This window comes from Rhodopirellula halodulae (assembly GCF_020966775.1).
Taxonomy (GTDB): domain Bacteria; phylum Planctomycetota; class Planctomycetia; order Pirellulales; family Pirellulaceae; genus Rhodopirellula; species Rhodopirellula halodulae.
Genome location: NZ_JAJKFV010000029.1, coordinates 1,716,563 through 1,739,223, shown reverse-complemented (window position 1 = coordinate 1,739,223; position 22,661 = coordinate 1,716,563). Strand labels below are relative to the sequence as shown.

The 22,661-nt window shown below is 56.3% G+C and carries 16 protein-coding genes; 10 read left to right on the top strand and 6 right to left on the bottom strand.

Translation table 11 applies throughout. The features are described from left to right. Positions 1-194: 194 nt before the first annotated feature. On the bottom strand, positions 195-1,544 hold the full coding sequence (locus tag LOC70_RS19220) for a tyrosine-type recombinase/integrase (RefSeq protein ID WP_230255600.1): 1,350 nt from the start codon (positions 1,542-1,544) through the stop codon (positions 195-197). A gap of 709 nt (positions 1,545-2,253) precedes the next feature. On the opposite strand from LOC70_RS19220, the gene LOC70_RS19215 reads away from it, so the two are divergent. Then, entirely contained in the window at positions 2,254-2,535 is a 282-nt protein-coding gene (locus LOC70_RS19215) for a Sec-independent protein translocase subunit TatA/TatB (protein WP_315857283.1), read from the top strand. A gap of 1 nt (position 2,536) precedes the next feature. Beyond that, positions 2,537-2,806 (top strand): Sec-independent protein translocase subunit TatA/TatB, encoded by a 270-nt coding sequence (locus LOC70_RS19210; RefSeq protein WP_230255599.1) that lies wholly within the window; start codon positions 2,537-2,539, stop codon positions 2,804-2,806. A 263-nt stretch (positions 2,807-3,069) separates the two neighbouring features. Here the strand turns inward: LOC70_RS19210 and LOC70_RS19205 are convergent, their stop codons facing one another. The 4 genes from LOC70_RS19205 to LOC70_RS24525 form a co-directional block, all read right to left on the bottom strand. Next, entirely contained in the window at positions 3,070-6,318 is a 3,249-nt protein-coding gene (locus LOC70_RS19205; protein ID WP_230255598.1) for a PVC-type heme-binding CxxCH protein, read from the bottom strand. Between the two features lie 90 nt (positions 6,319-6,408). Then, on the bottom strand, positions 6,409-7,779 hold the full coding sequence (locus tag LOC70_RS19200) for an SGNH/GDSL hydrolase family protein (RefSeq protein ID WP_230255597.1): 1,371 nt from the start codon (positions 7,777-7,779) through the stop codon (positions 6,409-6,411). A gap of 95 nt (positions 7,780-7,874) precedes the next feature. Continuing rightward, positions 7,875-9,431, bottom strand: a complete 1,557-nt coding sequence (locus tag LOC70_RS19195; protein WP_230255596.1) for a sulfatase — start codon at positions 9,429-9,431, stop codon at positions 7,875-7,877. A gap of 127 nt (positions 9,432-9,558) precedes the next feature. Next, a complete protein-coding gene (locus LOC70_RS24525) occupies positions 9,559-10,599 on the bottom strand; it encodes a Gfo/Idh/MocA family protein (RefSeq protein WP_315857282.1) in 1,041 nt (346 codons plus the stop codon). 140 nt (positions 10,600-10,739) lie between these two features. On the opposite strand from LOC70_RS24525, the gene mfd reads away from it, so the two are divergent. From mfd to LOC70_RS19170, 4 genes are read left to right on the top strand one after another with little or no spacing between them, the layout of a single operon-like run. Further along, complete coding sequence (mfd, locus tag LOC70_RS19185) at positions 10,740-14,081, top strand: transcription-repair coupling factor (protein ID WP_230255595.1); 3,342 nt, start codon at positions 10,740-10,742, stop codon at positions 14,079-14,081. Positions 14,082-14,108: 27 nt separating this feature from the next. Next, positions 14,109-15,383 carry a PQQ-binding-like beta-propeller repeat protein gene (locus LOC70_RS19180; RefSeq protein WP_230255594.1) on the top strand — a complete coding sequence of 425 codons (1,275 nt, stop codon included), beginning with the start codon at positions 14,109-14,111 and terminating at the stop codon, positions 15,381-15,383. Then, entirely contained in the window at positions 15,380-16,498 is a 1,119-nt protein-coding gene (locus LOC70_RS19175; RefSeq protein WP_230255593.1) for a hydantoinase/oxoprolinase family protein, read from the top strand. The genes LOC70_RS19180 and LOC70_RS19175 overlap by 4 nt, the downstream gene beginning before the upstream one ends. Positions 16,499-16,509: 11 nt before the next feature. Continuing rightward, positions 16,510-17,136, top strand: a complete 627-nt coding sequence (locus tag LOC70_RS19170; protein ID WP_230255592.1) for an amino acid kinase family protein — start codon at positions 16,510-16,512, stop codon at positions 17,134-17,136. A gap of 7 nt (positions 17,137-17,143) precedes the next feature. Here LOC70_RS19170 and LOC70_RS19165 read toward each other — a convergent pair whose 3' ends face one another. Then, positions 17,144-19,024, bottom strand: coding sequence for a tetratricopeptide repeat protein (locus LOC70_RS19165; RefSeq protein ID WP_230255591.1), 1,881 nt, complete (start codon positions 19,022-19,024; stop codon positions 17,144-17,146). Here LOC70_RS19165 and LOC70_RS19160 point away from each other — a divergent pair. From LOC70_RS19160 to LOC70_RS19145, 4 genes are all read left to right on the top strand, one after another. Continuing rightward, positions 19,023-19,301, top strand: a complete 279-nt coding sequence (locus tag LOC70_RS19160) for a hypothetical protein (protein WP_230255590.1) — start codon at positions 19,023-19,025, stop codon at positions 19,299-19,301. The two genes, LOC70_RS19165 and LOC70_RS19160, sit on opposite strands and share 2 nt — an antisense overlap. 251 nt (positions 19,302-19,552) lie before the next feature. Continuing rightward, entirely contained in the window at positions 19,553-20,815 is a 1,263-nt protein-coding gene (locus LOC70_RS19155; protein ID WP_230255589.1) for a serine hydroxymethyltransferase, read from the top strand. Between the two features lie 67 nt (positions 20,816-20,882). Then, the gene (locus tag LOC70_RS19150; protein WP_230255588.1) at positions 20,883-21,308 is read left to right on the top strand and encodes a response regulator; all 426 of its coding nucleotides are present in this window, start codon (positions 20,883-20,885) and stop codon (positions 21,306-21,308) included. 151 nt (positions 21,309-21,459) lie between these two features. Further along, on the top strand, positions 21,460-22,536 hold the full coding sequence (locus tag LOC70_RS19145; RefSeq protein WP_230255587.1) for a hypothetical protein: 1,077 nt from the start codon (positions 21,460-21,462) through the stop codon (positions 22,534-22,536). The last annotated feature ends 125 nt before the right edge of the window (positions 22,537-22,661 follow it).

Below are 22,661 nucleotides of genomic sequence, written 5' to 3'. Positions count from 1 at the left end.
TAGCTGACTGGGGATCAGTTTGCATTTTTTTGCTTGGGTCTGGTCGCGTTTACCTGACTTTACTTTCGTTGCTTCGTCCGAAACGCGAGTTTAACGGTGTTTCATGACGCTGGAGATTGGACCTTCAAACAGCGTCTCCGCTGACAGACAAGTGCGATGCCTTGCGGAGGAGAATAAAGTTCTTCTACGTGAACTCACTGCGGCTTCTTTGAGTGCGACGGTGCCGAGCCTCTGATTCGCACCAGTCGCTTGGCAACCTCTTGCTGCACCAAACTGAAAAACTGCGGCGACTCCAATCGCTCTCGCTGCATGGCGGGTAGTCTTCGCAAGGTCGGTTCCCAGGTGTCTTGCAGCGGGATTTGCAAAGACACCCAGTCAGGTCGGGGCATCGTTGCCAGCACTCCCGGCAACGGGAGCAATTCACCGTCTCGCCAAATGCCCAAATTCACCGCATGCGAGCCATTCGAATTGGGATTTGGATCCACTTCGAGACGCATCCGGCCGACGGAAGGCGGGGACGGTGGCTTCCGAGCAGACGACTGCACCGACGCCGCCGATTCACTTCCCAAGTGATCCAATGGACTGGCGACCGCAGTCGATTTCATCTGCGCGACCTTCGTGTACAGCGATGTGGTCTCGAGGTTGGTGTGCCCGAGCAGCTTTTGGATGAAACGAATGTCCGTACCGGATTCGATGAGGTGCGTTGCAAAACTGTGTCGGAAACTGTGTGGCGTGATCGCCTTGTTGATTCCCGCCAGAACCCGAGCCCGTTTGACCGCACGCTGGATCGTTCGCGGAGAAAGATGCCGTCCGCTTCGCCCGTCTTCGGATGGAAAGAGGTACCCGATTCCTTTGGTGTGTTGCCACAACTGCCTCATCAGCGGCAACAAATCATCGGCCAACATGACGTAGCGATCTTTTTTGCCTTTGCCAAGCTGAACTCGAATTTGCTGGCGATCGAAATCAAAATCCGTCCACTGCAAGCGGGCGACTTCCGAGACTCGCAAACCGGTCGCATACAACACACTGAGCAACAGCTTGTCTCTCAACGTGCGAGCCGCTTCCATCATTCGCTGGATCTCTTTCTTGGACATCACGACTGGCAATCGATTTGACTTTCGCGGGGATACAAGTCCGACCGTGCAACGCAACAAACAAAGCTTGTCCAGACCGGTCCTCAGGGCCGACAGCGTGACGCTCACCTCAGACGACGACGCTCCACCGTTGACGAGCAACTCCAAATATTCCCGAATGTCTTCTTGGTCGATTTGGTCCAATGGCCCACGATACCACCGAAAGAAGCGAACCCAAGCTGAGCGATAGTTCTTGACTGTCTTGACGGCGTAAAAGCGGATCCGCAATTCACGAACCAGACGTTTGACAACCAAAGGAATGGGCGGCTGAGTCGAAAGATTCACGACCGCGTGTTCGGCTTTGAACTCGGTCTCCACGGCTTGCCGCGGCGCGTCGCGGCCACGAGCGTTTCGCCAAGGTTGGCCATTGGAATAGAGACGCGGTGCATCGGTTGCGACGAGACGAGACATGGGCTGCTCCAACGGACAAAGCGAAGACACGTTTGGCAAAACGTTCAGCGAGTCGAGCGTGACAAACAATGCGAATTCATCCCGATCCGGCGTCTTTTCGGAAGAACGAATGGTGGAGCGGCTTTCCGAGCCAAGTTTTGTTGCTGAATCGATCACAAATGGTGGCAATTCAACCGGGCACCTCAGTTCGAACCCGCGATCGCTGAATTTTCAAATCGCCGAATTTTCGAAGCGGCAAACGGCAGCATTTCGAGCACACGCACAATACACTCCAACCAACACCACCAGAGTGGACCGGGGTAATCAAGCGGACATGCTGGCAGCATGCCGCACGGGGCTTTCAAGAGATTTTCCTGTGTGAATTTCGCCGTGCTGGTTGAGTGCGATCCCACTTTGACATTCGGAAGCCTGCGGATAGAATGTTGCAATGGACTTGGAAACGACGTCCATTGCTTCGGTCCGGAGGTATTCGAACGAGCCTATGAGTACCGGGGAGTTTTTCCCGGTTTGCATGACGCTCGCGAATGACCTACCCGCTTTCGCCGACGCCGAATGATCGTTTCATCCGTTGAAATTGCTCCACCCGCGAACGAGTTCCGGGTGGTTGAGCGTATGCGACCTAGGAAACTCCCTTGTCCGGACCTTGAATGTCTGGCAGTTTCCTTGCTGCGACGCGGCAATGACGCGATGAACTGATCGGCCTCGATGCATGTCGCGTTGGCATGTTTCGCACACCACTTTGTTTAGCGGGATTGATGGAATGTTGATGACGATGAGTTCGATGGCCGCCGGATTGTTCTTGGCGTTTGGAATGCCAGGTTTGCCCGAGTTGATGATTGTCTTGGTGATCTGCTTGGTTCTCTTTGGCGGTGCCAAACTGCCTTCGTTGATGAGAAACCTGGGACGCAGCGCCAACGAGTTCAAACGCGGCATGGCGGAAACCGTGGACGACGAAGACGAAGCAGCGGAACGCAAGGACGAGAACGCCTGAGATGTTTGGTCTCAGTCCGTTTGAACTGGCCGTGATCGGTGTGATTGCGGTCGTCCTGTTCGGTGGCAACTTGCCGGAAGTCGCCCGAAAATTTGGCTCCACCTACAGCCAGTTTCGGCGCAGTCTGCAGGACGTTCAGCAACAGTTCCGACAAGTGCAAGACGAAGCCAGCCGAGCCGTGTCGATGGACACGCCTCCGTCCAACTCGTATGACGACGAGGACGAGGAACCCAACGAGCCCTCGGCACCTAAGTTCACACCACCGGAGTGAGCGCGCGGTCGGCCCGTAGGATCAAGGCAACGCTGGCCCCATCCATGCACGGCAGACACGAATCGATGCTACCAAAGCTCTTGTATGTGTACGCATTTGAATGTGTGTGCATTTGGGTAAGTGCATCGGTTGTGTCGCCGTGCTGAACATGCCCGTGTGACTTTCCCCGTGCGTCTTTTCTATGTTGTTCGATGCACAGCCATCGTGTGGCACGTAACAACCTGCGTTGGCGTGGCACTTTGAGTCGTCAGAAGGCGTCTCCTTCAACGAACCGCGGTTGGCATTTGCAGGTAGCCCATCAGGTCGCGAATTTCGGCAGCGGATAGCGGCGTGAGAAGATTCTCTGGCATCAGCGACACCGCGGATGCTTGCAGCGACTCGATCTCGTCTCGTGAGATGCGGATCGCGTTGCCTTCCGCGGTCCGAATCGTGACCCACTGCGGGGTTTGGTCTTCCAGCAACCCACTGATCACGCGTCCGTCGTTGGTGAGCAATCGATAATTCGTGAACTCCTCACGGATCCCCGCCGAAGGATCGATGACCGCGAGCAACAGAAAATCCAGGTTCGATCGTTCATATCCGGTCAACTCGGGACCAACCATTCCTCCCTCGCCAAACAATCGATGGCAATTGCCGCAATGCTTGGCAAACAGATCTTTCCCTCGATGTTCGTCAAACGTGGAGGCCGCTTGAACCAGATCCTTTACCTCTCGGATGCGAGCTTGTTTCTGCTGCGGCGTCGCACGCACCAATCCCCAGTGCCGTTGGAGTCGGTCTTGCAACGCCGAATTTTCCAGCGACCGCATCTGCACGACGACATCCATTGGTACCCGTTCGACCGGGATCTTCGCGGCGTCAATCTGGTCCATCAAAACCATCGCCCAGGCATCGCGGCTGGCCAACACGCGAATCGCCACCTCTCGCAAATTGCCGCGGCCGTCCATCGCGGTTTGGTAAGCCGACGCGATCCACGTACCGATTTCGGCAGACGAGAATTGGGCCAACGACAACAGTGCAGCTTGCTTGACCGCGTCGGACGGATCCGACACCAGACGCCGACGCAGCATGGGGACCGCCGCCGGCGTGCGGAGATCACCGAAGGCTTCAATCAACCTCACCTTTGTTTGGATCGGCGTCTCGCCATCTTCCACTGATCGCAATGCTGTTTGCGTGGCCTGCGGATCGCCTTGTCGCAACCGGATCAGCAAATCAGAACCGGGCCGTTCTTTCCGATAGATCGCGAATTGGTCGGTCAGCGATTCAGGGTACGTCGCGTTTTTACGACCCACGGTGGCTTCCTCGAACCCACGCATCAACTCCGCCTTCGCATCCACTGTCGGAGCCAGTTCAAGCAGTCTCGCACAGAGTTGATAACCGCGTGAAGAATCCTCCGCCGCGAAGCGACGCATCAGTCGCGACAAAATCGTTTGCTGAACCAACTCGCTTCCCCAAAGACGCGGCTCTTCCAACAGCTTCAACAATGGCTCACCGGATGATGCGCAGTGGGATTCGACCGCCCACCAAATCAGCAGTGGTAGATGCAAATCCGACTGGTCTTTCTGTCGCAGCATCAGTTCGCGAAGCATTGACAACGCCGTCGTCGACGACAACCGTGCGGCGGTGGACGCCAATTGCGACCTGACTCGCGGATTGTTTTCTTCCGCAGCCATTCGGCGCAGTTTTGCTGCTTGCGATTCTGTGGCAATGCCGCGATCGCCGATCAACCGAATCGACCACCGACGGACGTGTTCGTTGGAACTGTCCATCGCCAGCGACCAGTCTTCTTCGGTCATCTCACCCCGACGACTCAGAATCCAAAGTGCGGGCAGGCTACGAGAATCGCTCTCCGCCCCAAGCAAGTCCCGGAGCGTGGCGATGGCGGCCAACGACGGACGCTTGTGATTTGCCAATACTTCCACCGCCAAACGCTGCAGCGTGCGGCTCGGGTGAGCGAGCAATTCGGTCAACTCCCTGTCTGACATGGCCGTCAAATCCAACTTGGTTCGTGATGGCAGAAGCCGTTCGTATCTAGTGTTGGTCTCGACGGGAGGGGCTTTCGCGGAGACGAGTCGGTATACACGGCCGCTGGTCTTGTGCCAATTGTCCCGCGGATCCACGTGAGTCAAACGCGTGTCATACCAATCCGCGAAATAGACCGCACCGTCAGGCCCCACCGTGATTGCAACAGGGCGAAACCAACGATCATCGGTTTCGATCGTGTTCTCGATGTCCTCTGTTCGAAACGACGACGCGTCATCCAACACGCGACTGGTGATCACGCATCGCTGCAGCGGATTGATAGCGATGAATTGATTTTGGTATCGCGTGGGCAACAGGTTGTCTTGATAGCGAACCAACGCTTGCGTGAACCTTCGGCTGTCTCCCTCAAAACGCATGTGTTCAAAGAAACCATACGCATGTGGATTGGTCAGCGGACCGTGTTTGCCCCAGTTCTTTCGGCCGTAGCTGCCCTGAGGATAGAACATGCCGCGTGTCTTGCCGTTGTTGGTGCCTGAGAACACGAACCCGTCCCGATCAATCTCCAAACCGAACGTGTTGCCACCGCCTTCGGCAAAGATCTCAAAACGATGTTCCTCAGGTTGATATCGCCAGACGCATTGGCCTTCGAAGTCGGTTGTTTGTTCAGGGCTTTCGGATAAAGGGGCTCGAACGCGGGCGGTCGTCGTGCTTCCGTTGGCACCGTAGATCCAACCGTCCGGCCCCAACCGCAAACTGTTCGCGACCGCGTGAGTGTCTTCCAAACCGAAGCCGCTGAGATGCACGATTGGCTCATCATCGATGACAGCGTCATGGTCAGCATCGGGATAGAACAATAAATACGGTGCGTTCAACACCCAGATTCCTGATGTCGTGACCGCCACGCTGGTCGCGATGTTCAATCCGTCGATCACCACACGGCGGGAGTCGTAGGTCCCGTCACCGTTGGTGTCTTCCCAAACGCTCACGCGATCCGCGCCCGGAACATGGTGCGGTGGAGGTTTGGGAAAGGAATCAAAAACCGCTCGCAAGTGTTGGTCGTAACGGACGACTTTCAAACCAGCCGGAAACGGGTACTGTCGATACTCGACCACCCACATGCGGCCTTTGAAATCAAAGCTGATATCGATTGGCTGTGCGAGATCCGGTTCACCGGCAACCAACTCGATTCGCAGATCGTCAGGAACACGCAGACGGGAAACGGTTTCGACCGGTGAGGCTGGTGGTGAGCCGTCGCCCAGATCGCCACGGCCTTCGAACTCTCGCATCACGCGAGCGACATCTTCGTTTCCCGCTGGCCCAGCGTTTCCCGCCGGCCCAGCGTTGGCAGGTCCGTTGCCTTCTTTGATCCCCCGTTCGATCCTGCGTTCCATCTCCACCGAGCCAACCGGTGATTGAGCGACGAGCGAGGACACCAGGAACGTGGGAACTGCCGCCATCGCGAGAATCGCGAACACGACGGGATCTCGCATTCCTAAACGTCGACCGTTTTGATTTGATCCTCGACGCCTCATCAAATTGATTCCCATCGAACCAAGGTCTCTTCGAACGAGAAATGCCGCATCGAACTGACATTCACGCAACCATGAAGCGAAGCCGCTGCTTCAGTTGAGCGGCGTCAGCACCAGAGTGTGGCTCACCGGGACGATGCAGTCCTGAATCTTTTGAACCAACACGTCGCGTTCGGCTTCCGTTCGCTTCACCGCCGCATCAAGGTCTTGCTTGCCTTCTTTTCCGTGGAAGATCTTTTTGATTTGGACGGTTTCGTAGGCCTGCTTCTCCGCCACCGCCTGATCAATCTGTTTGAACGCATCGCTGAATGGGTTCACCTGAAAATGCTCCGCAAGGTTCACGCCTTTCTCAAGGTCGTCTTTCGTGAACACGTGAGCTTGGTCGCCCCAGCGAATCTCCATCTTCGCCGAAGGAACGCTGTCAACTGTCAGCAAAAACTGATTCAGAGTTTCGTTGAATGGCACCAAAGTCATGCCAGACCGGATACTGTTTTCACTGTCCGTGGGCCCAGCCGCACAGAAGGGATAGCGTGAACTCATGTAGGTCACTTCACGACCATCCACGCTGCCTTCGTTCTTGGTGACTTGGTGGTGCTGATCACCGCTTGCGGTTCCATCGGTCCAATTGATTTTCAGATCTGCGATGGGTTCTTTGATCCCCATCGCTGTGAGAAATCCGTGTGCCATGATCACTTGGCCCGCCCAAGGCGGATGGATGCCGTCGTTTCCGGTGACTTGATACGGTTTCTCCTCGGTGCCGTACTTCTTTGCGGCTTGGACTTGCGCCACATACATTGGCCAAAACAGATCGGCGAATGCCACGTTCTCTTCTTCAGCGATCTCAATGGCAAGATCACGCAGACTGCACAGGTTCAGATTGTGTTCGTCCAACGTGCACTTGGGAGCCTTCACCCAAGTCGCGATTTTGCCAGCACATCCAGGCGAACCCAAGACGACCTTCGCGTTGGCTTCCTTCAGTCGTTTGACGATGTGTTGGTAGTGGCTTTGGTACCAACGCCCGTTGGTCAAGTCGAACGGGCGATACCTCGCGTCATTCATCCCGTAACACAGCGTGGCAATGGTGGGTTCGAACCGGAGGCAGTCCGAATCCATGCGGCGCAGGAACCCAGCCGCCGTTTCACCGCTCCACCCCAGTTGCCGCGTTTTGATTTCCAAATGCGGCATGCATGCGGTGAGGTAGGTCTCGATCATCCGCGAATACATTTTTTGCTCGGTGATGGAGTCACCGATGATGACCAAGCGGTCTCCCTTTTCCAGCAACATGTTGCCAATCGCGGGTGCTTTGGCCGGAAAGAACTTTTCAAACTCGGGGTCGTCGGGCTTCGCTTCATACGCCGCACGATCGAAAGCGGGCATCGGCGGCAGCTTTGCGTCGTCCGCTAAGATTTCGGTCGCCGTAAAGAGGCAAGCGAGTGAAACAAGAACCGGGCAAAGGGTTTTCATGATGCTTCTTAGGTTGAAATTCATGGATGCAAAACAGCTCTGTGGTGCGTTGGGGGATGACCAAACAGTTGGAGTCTGAACGCGTCTCAGCGTCCTCACTTCGAATCGGTGATGGAAAGCAGATCCTCAGGTTGATTCGGCGCGATGCTCATTGGCGGCCGAGACGGATCGATTTTTTGATGCTCCCAGTACCATCCACCGGCCTTCTTTTCCAACACTCGATGCTGACTATTGGGCGCCAGCGGAGCTGGATCCGAGTTCACGTAACGACGCAATCGATCCGCCGCCACGGCGTGTTGAGGGTCTTCGATCAAGTTGTCGTATTCGTTCGGGTCGCTCAGAACATCGTAGAGCTCTTCGCTGCCATCGGCGTAACGAATCAAACGATAGCGTTCCCCGCGAATGCCCTGGTTGCCGGGATTGTGATCCGTGATGGCTGGTCGCTCGCGAATCGCGTCGAGGTCGCGAATTTGCGGCACCAAACTGATGCCTTCCAAATCATTTCGCGAATTGAGACCAGCCAATTCCGACAACGTTGGGTAGATGTCGAGCAGTTCTGCCGGTGAACCGGTTTTTCCGGGTGCGATGTTCGGCCCGGCGAAAATCAACGGCACATGAGTGGAACGTTCCCACAATGTGTTTTTCCCCGTCAGATTCTTTTCACCCAAATGCCAACCATGGTCGCTCCACAAACAGATGATCGTGTTGTCGCGATGCGGTGAATCTTCCAACGCAGCCAAAACTCGACCGACTTGGTGATCCACAAAGCTGATGCAAGCCAGATACGAATGCACGAGATTTTTGTGTTGGTCGTGATGATCCAACCAACTCAGGCGTGGTTCCGGTAGTTTCCAGTGCAGGTACCAACTGAACGGCGAGCAGTCCAGCCGGTCATCGCGTCGGAAGGCTGGCAGTTGCAGTGTCGCATCGTCGTATAAGTCCCACCACTTCTGCGTGACGTGGCAAGGAACATGAGGCAGAAAGAATCCGCAACTCATGAAGAATGGTTCGTTCTCTGGCATCGCGGAGAGCTTGCTGGTTACCCAATCGGCCACCTTGTGGTCGCCTTTGTCCTCGTCCTTGTGGTCAAAGACTCCCCAGTCCATCAGCGGATGGTTGCCTTGCGGTGTGGACGGGATCAATTTTTGGGGCGGCTTCACGCCCGCGACTCCGGGCGGCCCAATCTCGTCAAACTCTTTGTCGTTACGACCGTAACCGCCATGGTACACCTTCCCGGCTGAGTACGTGCGATAGCCGTGAGCCTGAAAGTGCTGCGGCAACGAGACTCGATCTTGCCACTTCGGCAGATTGCGGAACCACGGCGACAAACCATACACCCCCGTCGTCGAAGGACGCAACGAAAGCATCAGACTGGTTCGCGAAGGGTTGCACAGTGGCGATTGACAATGTGCGTTGGTGAATGTCACGCCTCGTGCGGCCAAAGACTTCATCGCCGGGGTTTGAACTTGCGGGTGCCCGCCCAGCGGTTCCACCCAGTCGTTCAAATCATCGATGCAAATCATCAACACGTTGGGACGCGAATCGTTTGATTCACTCGACCTCGACGCGGCGTCATCCGTTGTTTGGGCGGACAGATGGGGAGTGGCCAGCGCCGTGAACAACACGGCGCCGCAAACGATTCGCAAGATCATGGCGGGTTGGGGCAGGGGAGGGAGAGGCGGGGATCAAGCGAACCAATGTCCGACATGGGCGGCGGTGGAAGGACAGACGTCCTTCACGCTTTAGCCGTCCTAAAGCATTGATTCGCTCCGCCCTCCTTTATAGCTGCACCGTCTTGCCCGTGCGTGCGCTTTCGTAAATCGCGTTGATCAGGGCGACGCTGCGACGTCCCTCGTCACCATTGATCTGTGGCGCACGTCCCTCAGTGATCGCATCCAAGAAATCGTTGAAAACGGCGGTATGACCATGGTGCCCAATCGCGGCGGGATCGGCCGCACCGCCACCGGTTTCGGTCATTCCGGCCATGCGTTTGCGGATGGCTTCGTCTTCGTCGGTCTCGTTGGCGAACTGCCACTGCGTCAGGTCTTCCTCCTCCAAGATGGCACTGCCCTCGCTGCCGCCGATTTCGATTCGCTTCAGTGCACCGGGATAGGTGGTGGTCGTGGCTTCGATCACGCCCAACGCACCGTTTTTGAATTTCAGTGTTGCCACCACGATGTCTTCCACTTCGATTCGTTCGTGGGTCATCGTCGACGCCATGGCGGAGACTTCCACAACGTCTCCCATCAACCACAACAGCAAGTCAACGGAGTGGATGGCTTGGTTCATCAAAGCCCCGCCACCATCCAGTTTCCAAGTCCCGCGCCATGCACCGCTGTCGTAATACTCTTGGCTTCGATACCACTTCACGTAGGCATCCCCCATCGTGATTTTTCCGAAGCGACCTTCCTCGACCGCTTTCTTCATCAATCGTGACGATTCGTGAAAACGACTTTGAAAGGTAACGCCGAGCTGCACGCCGGCTTTTTTGCAGGCTTCGATGATTTGGTCGCAGCGTTCCTGGGTCACTTCGAGCGGTTTTTCGATCATCACGTGTTTGCCGGCCTCGGCGGCCTGGATCGCGGGTTCCGCGTGAGCACCGCTGGGCGTGCAAACGGAAACAGCACCGATTTCGGGATCCGCCAGCATGTCTTCCAACGTCTTGAAAACCTTGCCGCCGTGCTTCGCCACGAATTCTTCGGCTCGCTCGGTGTTTCGGTTGTAGCAACCCACCAGATGCCCATTGGTGGAATCCGCGATGGCTTTGGCATGAAAATTGGAGATCATTCCAGCGCCGACGATGCCAATACCGATGCTCATGTTGTTTGTCTTTTCTTCTGCAAGGAAACGAGTGGGGATCGCTGAGGTAGGCGAATTTCTACGATCAAGATACGTTTTCTAAGCCGCCTTCGTCACCGGAGGCTGTCTTGCACCCCGATTTGCCGCAGGTTGCCTCCGCCGTGCCCACCGCTTCCCGTTCCGTTTCGCCCCTGAAGCTTCGCTCCCTTCGCGACGTCCCAGCGATTTTGGACGCGAAATTGGAGTTGGATAAACGGTTGGGCAAACCCGCTCGAACCAAAGCGAAAGGCAACACCCCCATCGCGTTTTCCGGTGTTTGGGGAGGCATCCGCGGTTTGCTCGCGGCGACGCTGACACGACACCATCCACACGTGTTGGTGTTGCTCCCGCAAGCCGTTGATGCGGACATTGTCGCCGGAGATGTTTCGTCCTACGGCGTCGACGAAGTCGTCGCGTTGCCGTTGTCAGCCGGCGACGGGACGGGCAGCTCGATCCGAGACGCGGACTATGCCGCTCGGTTGCAGGTGCTGCAGAAACTTCGGGCTCGGGATCGCAATTCAGAAAAGCCGTTGGTGGTGACGTCCTACATCGGTGCGGCCATTCAAAAGGTGCCGTCCGTCGAAGGGCTGGAGAAAGCGACTCGCAAACTTTCCGTTGGCGACATCGTGGACCCAGAGGAGATTCGGCGGTGGTTGGCGGAAGCCGGATTCGCATCCGTGACCGCCGTCCAGATCCCGGGCGAATTCGCCAGCCGTGGTGGTTTGCTCGACGTTTACTCGCCCGACCAACCCGCGCCCATTCGGATCGAGTGGTTCGACGACGAGATCGAGTCCATCCGGCGATTTGATGCGGCCACCCAGCGGAGCAGTGAGACGCTGACCGCGGTCGAACTCGCGGCGATTGGAACCCAACCGGTCAAAAGCCCGTTTGCGAAAGAAGAGAACAACGACGAGCCACTCGATTTGGTCGTGGATGACACGGTCGGAGCCGAATCCACCATTGTGGATTACTTGCCCGAAGACACGATCGTGCTGGTCATCGATCCGTCGGATTGCCACCAATCATCCAACGCTCTGCTAGCGCGTGTTGCCAAGTCCGAACGATTCGTTTCGATGAACGAGTTGCTCGCGGAGTTGGACGGGCATCGCGTAGTGACCGGAACGTCGCTCGCCGAAGGGGATCCGGCGGACGTCATCGACGTGCACACCAGCAGTGCCGATAGCTTTGCGACTTCGCTGGATGAAACGAAGTCCAAAGTCGACTCCGTCGCGGCGGGTCACGAAGTCATTGTGGTTGGCGACACGCCCGCCGACGGCCAGCGATTGACAGAATTGCTGGAAGACACTGAAGCGGCCAAACAAGGCCGGCTGCACATGACCGTCGCGGATCTCAGCGGCGGTTTCCGATTGACCGATGCGGAAATTTTGGTGCTCACCGGTGCCGAACTGTTTCACCGCAGCCCCGTTCGTCGTGCCAAGACGCGAACGCGTGGCAAGCCCATCGATTCGTTCACTCAGCTCACACCAGGCGATTTGGTCGTGCACCTGTCGCACGGCATCGGTCTGTACCGTGGTCTGAATTCGATCGAAAAGAACGGTCAGCATCTTGAGCACCTGACGATCGAGTTCGACGGTGGCACCAAGATCCATGTACCCGCTTCCCGGATTCAATTGGTTCAGCGATATGTCGGCGGTACCAAGAACCGGCCGCGGCTCGCCAAAATCGGTGGGATCAGTTGGACCAATCAACGCAAAGCAGCCGAAGCCGCCGTTACGGACATGGCGGATGAACTGCTTGAATTGCAGGCCAAACGAGCCACGCGTCGCGGGATCCCCATGGCGCCCGACAACGAATGGCAACAGCAATTCGACGCCAGCTTTCCATATTTAGAAACGCCCGATCAACTTTCCGCGATCGAAGCGCTGAAACAGGACATGGAATCACCGCGTCCGATGGACCGGCTGATTTGTGGCGACGTCGGATTTGGCAAGACCGAAGTGGCAATGCGGGCCGCGTTCAAGGCGGTGTCATCGGGCTACCAGGTCGCTGTGTTGGTGCCGACGACGGTGCTCGCCGAACAACACTACCATTCCTTTCGACAACGAATGGCCGAGTTTCCCGTTGAGATCCGAAAGCTCAGCCGGTTCTGCACCGCCGCCGAGCAACGCGAAACGACGAAGGAAATCCGACGTGGCAAAGTCGACATCGTCGTCGGCACTCACCGCGTCGCCAGCAAAGACGTCGAGTTCAACAACCTCGGGTTGGTGATCATCGATGAAGAACAACGTTTCGGCGTGGCGGTCAAAGAGCGTTTGAAGACCCGGCACAGCAACGTTGATGTGCTGACGCTTTCCGCGACCCCTATTCCACGAACGCTGCACATGGCGCTCGTCGGCGTTCGCGACATCAGCAACTTGGAAACACCACCCGCTGAACGCATGGCGGTGGAAACCAAAGTCACCCGATGGGACGACAAATTGCTGCGTTCGGCGATTGTTCGCGAATTGAATCGCGGCGGACAGATGTACTTCGTCCACAACCGCATCGGTGACATGGATGACTTGGCCGCGAAGATCAAAAATGTGGTGCCGGAACTGCGAATCGGAATCGGTCACGGGCAAATGGAAGAAGGTGCCCTCGAACAAGTCATGGTGGACTTCATCGACCACAAGTTCGACATGTTGTTGGCCACCACGATCATCGAAAGTGGACTGGACATTCCTAACGCGAATACCATGTTCATCGATGATGGCAACCGATACGGATTGAGCGATCTGCACCAATTGCGCGGACGTGTGGGTCGTTACAAACACCAAGCCTACTGCTATTTGCTCGTCTCCCCGAACAAACGGCTGACCCCAGAAGCCAGCAAGCGTCTGCGTGCGATCGAAGAGTACTCACAAATGGGGGCCGGTTTCGCGATCTCGATGCGTGACCTAGAAATTCGCGGTGCAGGCAATCTTCTCGGCAGTCAACAATCCGGCCACATCGCGGCGGTGGGCTACGAGATGTATTGCCAATTGCTGGAGGACGCTGTTCGCCAAGCTCAGAAGCTGCCGCCCAAGTTGTCAGCCGACGTGGATGTTGATCTGCCGATCGAAGCCTATTTGCCAGATGACTACGTTCCTGATCTGCGTCACAAGATCGACTTGTATCGCCGCATGACCAGGATCGAAAAATCGTCCGACGTGGCGGCTCTGCGGGCAGAGCTCGAGGACCGGTTTGGCAAACCGCCGACGCCAGCCCTCCGCATGCTCGAAATCTGCGAGCTTCGCTTGGACGCGGCGTCATGGGGATTGGTGTCACTGACCAGCAATGACCGATTCATCGTGATGGAATACTCCAATCGCTCACGCATGAATCAACTCGCGAAAAACTCGTCGATCCCCATTCGGGTTGTGGATCACGAGAAGGCGTACATCCCCATCAAGGATTACGATATGTCCGATCCTTCGGGCAAAGCCTGGCTGCAACTTGCCCGCGCGGCATTATGGATTGGCTAATTCCCACTCCCTCTTTCGGAAACTGAAATGACTTCTGTGTCCCCGCGTTTGCCGCTCGCCGTTTGTCTGTCACTACTGCTGATCTCGATCTGCTCCGTCGCGGCGGCGGTGGAACCGAGTTCGTGGAACCAATGGCGAGGCCCGAACCGCGATGGAACGATCAACGGAGAAGCCGCCTGGCCCGCAAGGCTGAACGGTTCGCTCCAAGTAGCGTGGAAAGTCTCGCTGCAACCCAGTTACAGCGGTCCAGTCACGGTGGATGGCATGGTCTTCACCACCGAAACGATCGACAAGCAATTCGAGCGAGTGTCCGCCTACGATTTACGAACCGGCGAGCAAACTTGGGAACGACAATGGGAAGGATCCATGTCGGTGCCTTTCTTCGCGGCGGCCAACGGCGATTGGATTCGGTCCACCCCAGCGTGCGTTTCTGGCTATCTGGTTGTGCTGGGCATGCGAGACGTTTTGGTGTGTTTGAACACCGACACGGGTGAGGAACGTTGGCGGGTCGATTTTCCGGCGGAACATGGCTCTGAATTGCAACCGTTTGGAGCCGCGAGTTCGCCGTTGATTCATAATGGATCGGTCTACGTCCAGGTTGGGGCGGGATTGGCGAAGCTGTCGTTGGAAACCGGGCAGGTTCAGTGGAAAGTCTTGGGCGGCGGTGCCGACATGAGTTCCAAAGGAGCCTTCAGCAGTCCCACTATCGCCACGATCGCTGGCCTTGAGCAGTTGCTCGTTCAAACGCGAGAAGAGCTGTGTGGCGTTTCGCTGCAGGACGGCGGCGTGCTTTGGAAAGAACCCATCGAAGCGTTCCGAGGCATGAACATTTTGACGCCATTGCCGGTGAAAGATGCGATCTTTACCGCGGCGCACAGCGGCAAAAGCCAGTTGTTCGACCTTGGCCGCGATGGCGATTCCTGGACGGTCGACGAACGATGGAACCAGAAAACGCAGGGCTACATGTCGTCACCCGTATTGGTCGGCGATCATATCTACTTGCATTTGAAGAACGAACGTTTTACATGCCTATCGGTTGAAGACGGGAGCATCCAATGGACGTCGTCTCCCGTCGGCAAGTACTGGTCGATGGTTCAAAACAAAGACCGACTCCTGTCGCTCAGTGCCGACGGCAAGCTTCGTTTGATTGCGGCTTCACCCGAAGAGTACAACGTGATCGACGAAAAAGACGTCGCTGAAGACAGTTGGGCTCACTTGGCCGTTGTTACCGTCGATGATTCGCCCATGATCTTGGTTCGTGCGTTGAACTCACTCACCGCGTATCGCTGGAATATCCCGTGAACGAAGGTGGCGTCGCAATCGATCGCCAACCTCGTACTGCCCCATCGCAAGTTCTCGGGGTCGACGTTGGCGGAGCGAATCTCAAGTCCGTGTTGATTGGTGAAGAATCGACTCCAATACTCTCATGTGATTCGTTTTTTCCCATGTGGCGACAACCGGATCAACTCGCCGATCAATTGAAAGCCGACTGGGAAACGTTGCTTGGTCGACGAACCTGCGGCAGTGTGGATGCCGTCGCTGTGACGATGACCGGTGAGCTTGCAGATTGCTTTAAAAACCGCCGGCACGGCGTGACTCACATCGTCGATCATGTTCGGCGTGCGGTTTCTAATGTTTTGCCTGGAACCTCGCTTGGCTTTTACTCCACCGCGGGCAGCTTCGTTTCGGCGCAGGAGGCCGAGCACCACGTCGACGGTCTGGCTGCCTCCAACTGGCATGCATTGGCCACCTGGATTGGCTCGTGCATCTCGCCCAACGGGCTGTTGATCGATATCGGCTCGACCACCACCGACATCATTCCGCTTCAAAACGGCGAGGTAATCACCCCGTCAAAGACGGACAACGAACGGCTACGAGATGGTTCGTTGGTCTATGTCGGTTGTCGACGAACGCCCGTTTGCAGCTTGGTTGATTCGTTGGTGTTCGAAGGAAAGCGAATTCCGGTGATGAACGAATTGTTTGCTACCGTGGACGATGCTCGACTGATTTTAGGAACACAGCCGGCGGCCCCCGATGATTGTGACTCAGCCGATGGCCGGCCTCGTGATCGAGAATCGGCACACCGCAGATTGGCAAAGATGATCGGTCTCGACCCCAACGAGATGTCAGACGCGTCCGCATCCAACGCCGCGAAACAAGTCCTGCACGCAGCACGCGAGCGGATCACGAGCAGCGTCACGGGTTGGCTTGAGCGACAGCAGCCTTTGCACGAAGACTTCACGCTGGTGCTCAGTGGGCACGGCCAAGAGTTGGTGGCGGACAGGTTTGCATCGCTCCAAAATTCATCGCTCCCAAAATTGGATTTGCGTGAAATGATCGGTGCGGAAGCTTCGCGAGCTGCTCCGGCCGTTGCGGTTGCCAAGCAGTGGATCGCATTGCGTTGTTCAAGCCAATGATTCGCCGCCCTTTGACTTTTCACCCAACGACTCGTCGAGTCATCAAGCTCGGTGGCAGCCTGCTCACGCGTCCAGGTTTACTCGACGACGTGCATGCTTGGCTGACTGCGCAGACTGCAGCAGACACCTGTGTGATTGTCGGTGGTGGCCGAATGATCGACGCCGTGCGACAGTGGGACCAACTGCGTCGGGTTGATCAGCGTGAGGTTCACTGGATGTGCGTCGAGATGCTCAAACACTCGGTGCGACACCTTGCGAACGCTTTTCTGGAAGATGACCGGTTTGCCGACGTGTCGTTGTTGGAAACGGACTCGCAATGGCATCATTACCAAACCAACCCCGTCGTTCCAGCATCGTCGAAGGGTTCATCACTTGCGTTCTTAGTTCCCGGCCTGGTTTATCACCGCGGTTGCGATGCACCGTTGCCAGAGAACTGGTCAACCACCACCGACTCGATTGCCATGTGGGTCGCCATGTGCTGCCAAGCGGATGAGGTCGTGCTTTTGAAGTCGTGCGAAGTTCCGGTCGACGGTCAGCTAGACGATTGGATCGATGAGGGAATTGTCGATTCGGCATGTGGGGCACTCTCACACATGAAGGATCAACTGCGTGTGGAGCGTCTTCCCGCGTGTAAGTGATGCATGCCTACTTCGAAGGTTCAGAATCCTGGCTGACCGAATCACCTTGCTGCACCAACTGAAGTCTTTGCGCCAATTGCATGTAATTCGACGCGGTGGCAGGATCGATGGATTGATACAACCTGGCGAGCGATGCATACGGCAAAGAGTAGGTTGGTTGGATGCGAAGGGCTTCCAACAAGGCTTGTTCCGCTTCACCAAACCGCCGCAGCTTCCCACAGGCCAGACCAAGGTTGTAGTGATCCGCCGGATTCCGACGAAGCTTCACCAACCGCTTGTACAGGTTGTAGGCCTCGCGGTGACGTTCTTCTTCAGCCGCCCAGCCCGCCAGACTTTCTAATGCAACCTGCACCTCCGGGGTTGGGTCCGATTCCAGGTCCAGTACCGTCTGCATCAGTTCCTGACTTTCGTTCGCCAATTCAGCTCGCTCTTCATCGGAAACACGAGTGCCGGGAAGACGCAGCAGGCGATCGACCAGGCTCCCCAAACGTGTTCTTGCTTCGATCAGAGACACATGAACATGCTCGGACGCATTCTCATTTTCTTCTGCAACCTGAATCGCTGACCGTAGTCTCTGAATGGCTTTCTGAAAGACTTCCTGCGTGTCGTAACTGCCGTCGGCCCCCATCCACAACCACTGTGCGATCGCCGTCGACTCGTTGAGTTCGCGTTGCCAACTGCCTTCGGGTGATCGATCCAGCAAAGCGATTGCATTGGGCAGCTCCGTGCGAGCGACCTTTGACGATCGGGCCTCAGAGCTTTCCTGCTGCCTGTCCGCGGTTGGAATCGCAATGAGGTGATTGGTGATCGATACGTGAGGGACCTCTGTGCCAGCCCGCGGCATGTGACAGACATGACACGAGTTCTGATTGGCGTCTTGACGAACCGTCATCTCCTCCCCGCAATCCAAATTGTCATGGCAGTTCAGGCAATGATCACGATGGACCTGCACACGATTCGCTTCGTCGATTGCATGATGAGGATCGTGACAGGTCACACAGGTCAACTCGTCCGATTCCAAATAACACTTGCTTGCATGCATCTGTCCAAAATGCCCGACGAACGTCGTTGAATCAGCAACCTGATTCGCAGGGCCAACGTTGTAAACGAGTCTTGTCTTCGCCAAATCGTTTCCTGGTTCAAACGACCAACTGTCTTTTTGATTCGTGAACATCTGGACATCGCCTTGCAGATGACACTGGGCACAGATCGATTCCAGTTGATCGCGTGGCAATTGAGCAGGATGAACGATGGACCAATCCACATCGGAGTGAGCGTCGTTGGTCAGCGAGTCTTTCTGCTCAGCTTGTTCCTTTGCGACGGCAACATGTTGAGCTCCACCGCCGTGACACCGTTCACAACCAATGGCGAGTTCATTCAACACCGAATGATTGCGGTTGCCTTTCAATCGCGACAGCGAACCCGCGTGACAGAACAAGCAGTCATCAGTGACTTGTCGTGAGAAACCAAGATGGTTCGCCGAGTCATAGCCGGGCGACATGTCGTATTGGTCTCGCTTGGTGTAGTGGGTAAGCGGAGCCTGCATGAGTGAGTCCACGTCGCGAAACAGATACGACTTCGCGAAGGTTCCACTTCCCATGACCAATTCCATCGGCTCACTGGCGATCGGAAGCTCAAAACGGGTTTGAGGCAATTCCTGCCACGCTTCGTGGACGACTTGTTCTGCCTGTTTCGTCACTCGCATGCGTTGAGAGCTGGCGGGATGCAAGAACGAATTCAACTCGGATTCACTTTCGGCACTCACTTCCCGCAGCGAATTGGCATGAGCGGTTTCGAAGAACGAAGAGGCACGATTGGGATGGCAAGCGACGCAAGCTTGAGTTCCCACGGCATTCGAAATCATCTCGACGCCCGGTTTGGTCGCCATGACCACATTGACATCGGAGCCATTCCCATTGGAATCATCTGCCTCGGCGGGATTTGATGATGCGGGCGGACTGGATGGCTGGGTTTCCGCGATTCCCGCGGCGGGTGTTTCGGTCGATTGCGAAGAACTTTCTTTTCGGCATCCGATGGTCGTGCAGATCGCCAGCATGCCGATTCCCAGCATGCCAAGCAACACGGCGCGGGCCACCAACATTGAGCCTCGGGTCGTTCTTTCTGGACGGCCGTTCTTCATTGAATGGATGCGGCTGATGGAGTGATCTTTTCTTGGTCTCGTCAGACGAGCTGACGTCCGTTTTTGACGAGGTGACGCTGAACGACTCAATTTAGCAGCCCCAGCGATTCGATTTGGGCTCGCCCCGGAGCCGATGCCTTCGGTGGCGTTTCGATAGCGGCTGCAGGTCAATTCGCCGCGTGCGAGTGATTTTTTTCAGTCATTGACGGTTTTTTAATGGGAATCGACAATGCTCTTCCGATCACATTACCCCCACCCGCTTCGAATTGACCTGCTATGAGCTTCATTCAATCACAAGACCCCGCCATCTGGGATGCGATCCAAGCCGAAACGACGCGTCAGCAGGACGGGTTGGAGATGATCGCGAGCGAGAATTACACCAGCCCAGCGATCATGGAAGCCGTGGGTAGCGTTTTGACAAACAAGTACGCGGAGGGGTATCCAGGTCGCCGCTACTACGGCGGTTGTGAGCACGTCGATGTTGTCGAAACCATTGCGATTGACCGTGCCAAGGAACTGTTCGGCGCAGAAGCTGCCAACGTCCAGCCTCACAGTGGCTCGCAAGCCAACGCCGCCGTCTACCTGAGCTGCCTCGAAGTGGGCGACACCGTTCTGGGATTGGATCTGGCTCAGGGTGGTCACCTGACGCACGGCATGAAGCTGAACATCAGTGGACGCCTTTACAACTTCGTCAACTACGGCGTCGACAAGGTCAATCATCGCCTGGACTTTGATCAAATCGCCAAGCTGGCTCGGGAACACAAACCCAAATTGATCGTCGCAGGCGCCAGCGCCTACCCTCGCGAAATCCCGCACGACAAGTTCAAAGAGATCGCGGACGAAGTCGGTGCGAAATTGATGGTCGACATGGCTCACTATGCCGGTCTGGTCGCGGCCAAGATTCACAACAGCCCCGTGCCGTTTGCCGACTATGTGACCACCACGACGCACAAGACCCTTCGTGGTCCTCGCAGTGGTTTGATCATGTGCAAAGAGGAACATCTGAAACTGGTGAACCGAAACGTGTTCCCGGGAACCCAGGGTGGTCCTTTGATGCACGTGGTTGCAGGAAAAGCGATCTGCTTCGCGGAGGCAATGACCGAAGAGTACGCCGCCTACGGCCAATCGGTCGTCGACAATGCTCGCGCGCTGGCTGAGACATTGCTGGGTTGCGGGTTGCGACTGGTCAGCGGCGGAACGGACAATCACTTGATGTTGGTCGATGTGACCGCGGTTGACTTGGGCGGCAAGAAGGCCGAGGCGGTTCTGGATGCTTGCGGCATCACCGTCAACATGAATATGATCCCGTTCGACGAGCGAAAACCAATGGACCCATCTGGCATTCGCATCGGAACGCCGGCCTTGACCACTCGTGGCATGGGGCAAGACGAGATGAAACGGATTGGCCAGTGGATCTACGATGCGTTGTCGGACGCGGACAACACTTCGCTGCACGAATCCATTCGCAGTGACATCCGTGAAATGGCTCAGAACTTCCCTGTTCCCGCTGCGGCTCAGGCCCCCGCCAGCGTCGGCTGATTTCGTCCGCCTCGTTGTTCATCGTTTGCACAATTCTTCTCCTTCATTCCATTGAAAGCTCCCACGGATGCATCGGATCCTGATCGCTGACGACAACACGGCCAACCGCGAATTGTTGGAGGCCTATCTGGTCAACATCGATTGCGAGTTGGAAACCGCGGTGGACGGAGAAGACACGCTGGCGAAAGTCGAATCTTTCAAGCCGGATTTGATCCTGCTGGATGTGATGATGCCAAAGCTGAGCGGATTTGAGGTCTGCAAGCAGATCAAAGAAGATCCGAAAACCAACAACATCATGGTGTTGATGGTCACGGCGCTCAGCGAGTTAGGTGACATCGAACGTGGCGTCCAAGCAGGCACCGATGATTTCCTCAGCAAACCGGTCAACCGAATCGAGTTGACGAAGCGTGTCGAGAACATGCTCAAGCTGAAGGGCACCACCGACGAGTTGTCCCGGTTGCGGCTTTACATCCAAGAAATGGAAGAGCGTTGATCGCTTGAAGTGAGCGACAACGGATTCAGTACGGGCTACAATTCTCGGTAACGGAACTTGGTCTGCCGCAATTTTGCGGCACGCAAGTTTTTGTTGAACCGATGGATGCTCTTTGACCGGTGCGTCGTCTCCTTCTCTTCTCCGGGTCATCATGTTCGACAGTTCGCTCGATGCGTTGTGCTTGCTTCCACCGCAATTTGGCGAGGGTCGACGCGGACTGTCACCGAACCCGCCCGAGTTCATCGTTCGCCGCCACCAATCCGATTCGCTGCGTTTGCCCTCGCGTTTGTTTCTCGACAATGCGCCGTGGCACCGCTGGTCAGCGAAACTCTCGCAAACGCTGGCGTCGCATTTGCAATCTCACGGAATCGCCACGTCGTTTCTGCTGAGTGAACTCGGGTATGCAGCAGATCAGCCGGAGGACTCGGCCGAGGAAGGCTTCGTCCGGCCGACGCTGCAGATGCTGCCCTACCGCGGCGAACGTTACGGCTTGAATCCGGCCGATTTCGACTCCGCGACACTTGTTGACCTGCGTTTGTCACCACTGCGAGACGCGTCGGGACGATTCGCTTACAGCGCCGAACAGATTCGGCGATGGGAGTCCACACCGGAGGACGAACCCTTGTCGGGCGGTGGATGGGTTTCGGCTTTTTCCTTGCCACCAGACATTCCCGGTTTGGAACAAACGGCGACCAAAATTCATCAGTTGCGGCGATTGGCTCCGCAAGCAGCGGTGCTGGTTAGCGTGACCCCGGAGTGGCTGTGGCGAAACCTGGATACCATCCTGGCAATCCCGGCCGATGCGTTGCTGATCCGGGCCGGACAACTTTGCATGGACGGGATTCAGTTCGCCGAATTGCTGGGTCGATTGTTCGAGTCTCCCACCACGCCACCGATTTGGTTGTCGCCGCCGCGATGGGGCACTGAACAACATGCCAACGTGGACGATTGCATCAAGCTAATCTCGCTGGGCGTTTCCGCCATCGCCATCGATCCGTGGATGTGTGACGTTTACGAAGCGTTGGACAATGTCCCGGAACCATCGGTTTACTCGGGTGATCCTGAGAGCCAATTGAACAATGCGATCGGTCCGATATTGGCCGATTTCCTATTGCCCAAGATCGAACGATTTGCGGCTTTGATGAGCACCATCGCCGAAGGAAGTTCGCTTGGAAGTTTCGATCGTCCCATCGCGGAACGCTTGCGCATCCAGCATTTGGGACACTGACTCTCGTTTCCATTGGACCGCACGCACAAGTCGTCGAGTTGCAACTTGCTTGCGCGTTCAAACATTTGTTCAAACCAAAAAACAGCCTCCTCACCGGATGGTGAGAAGGCTGTTGTAACATCACT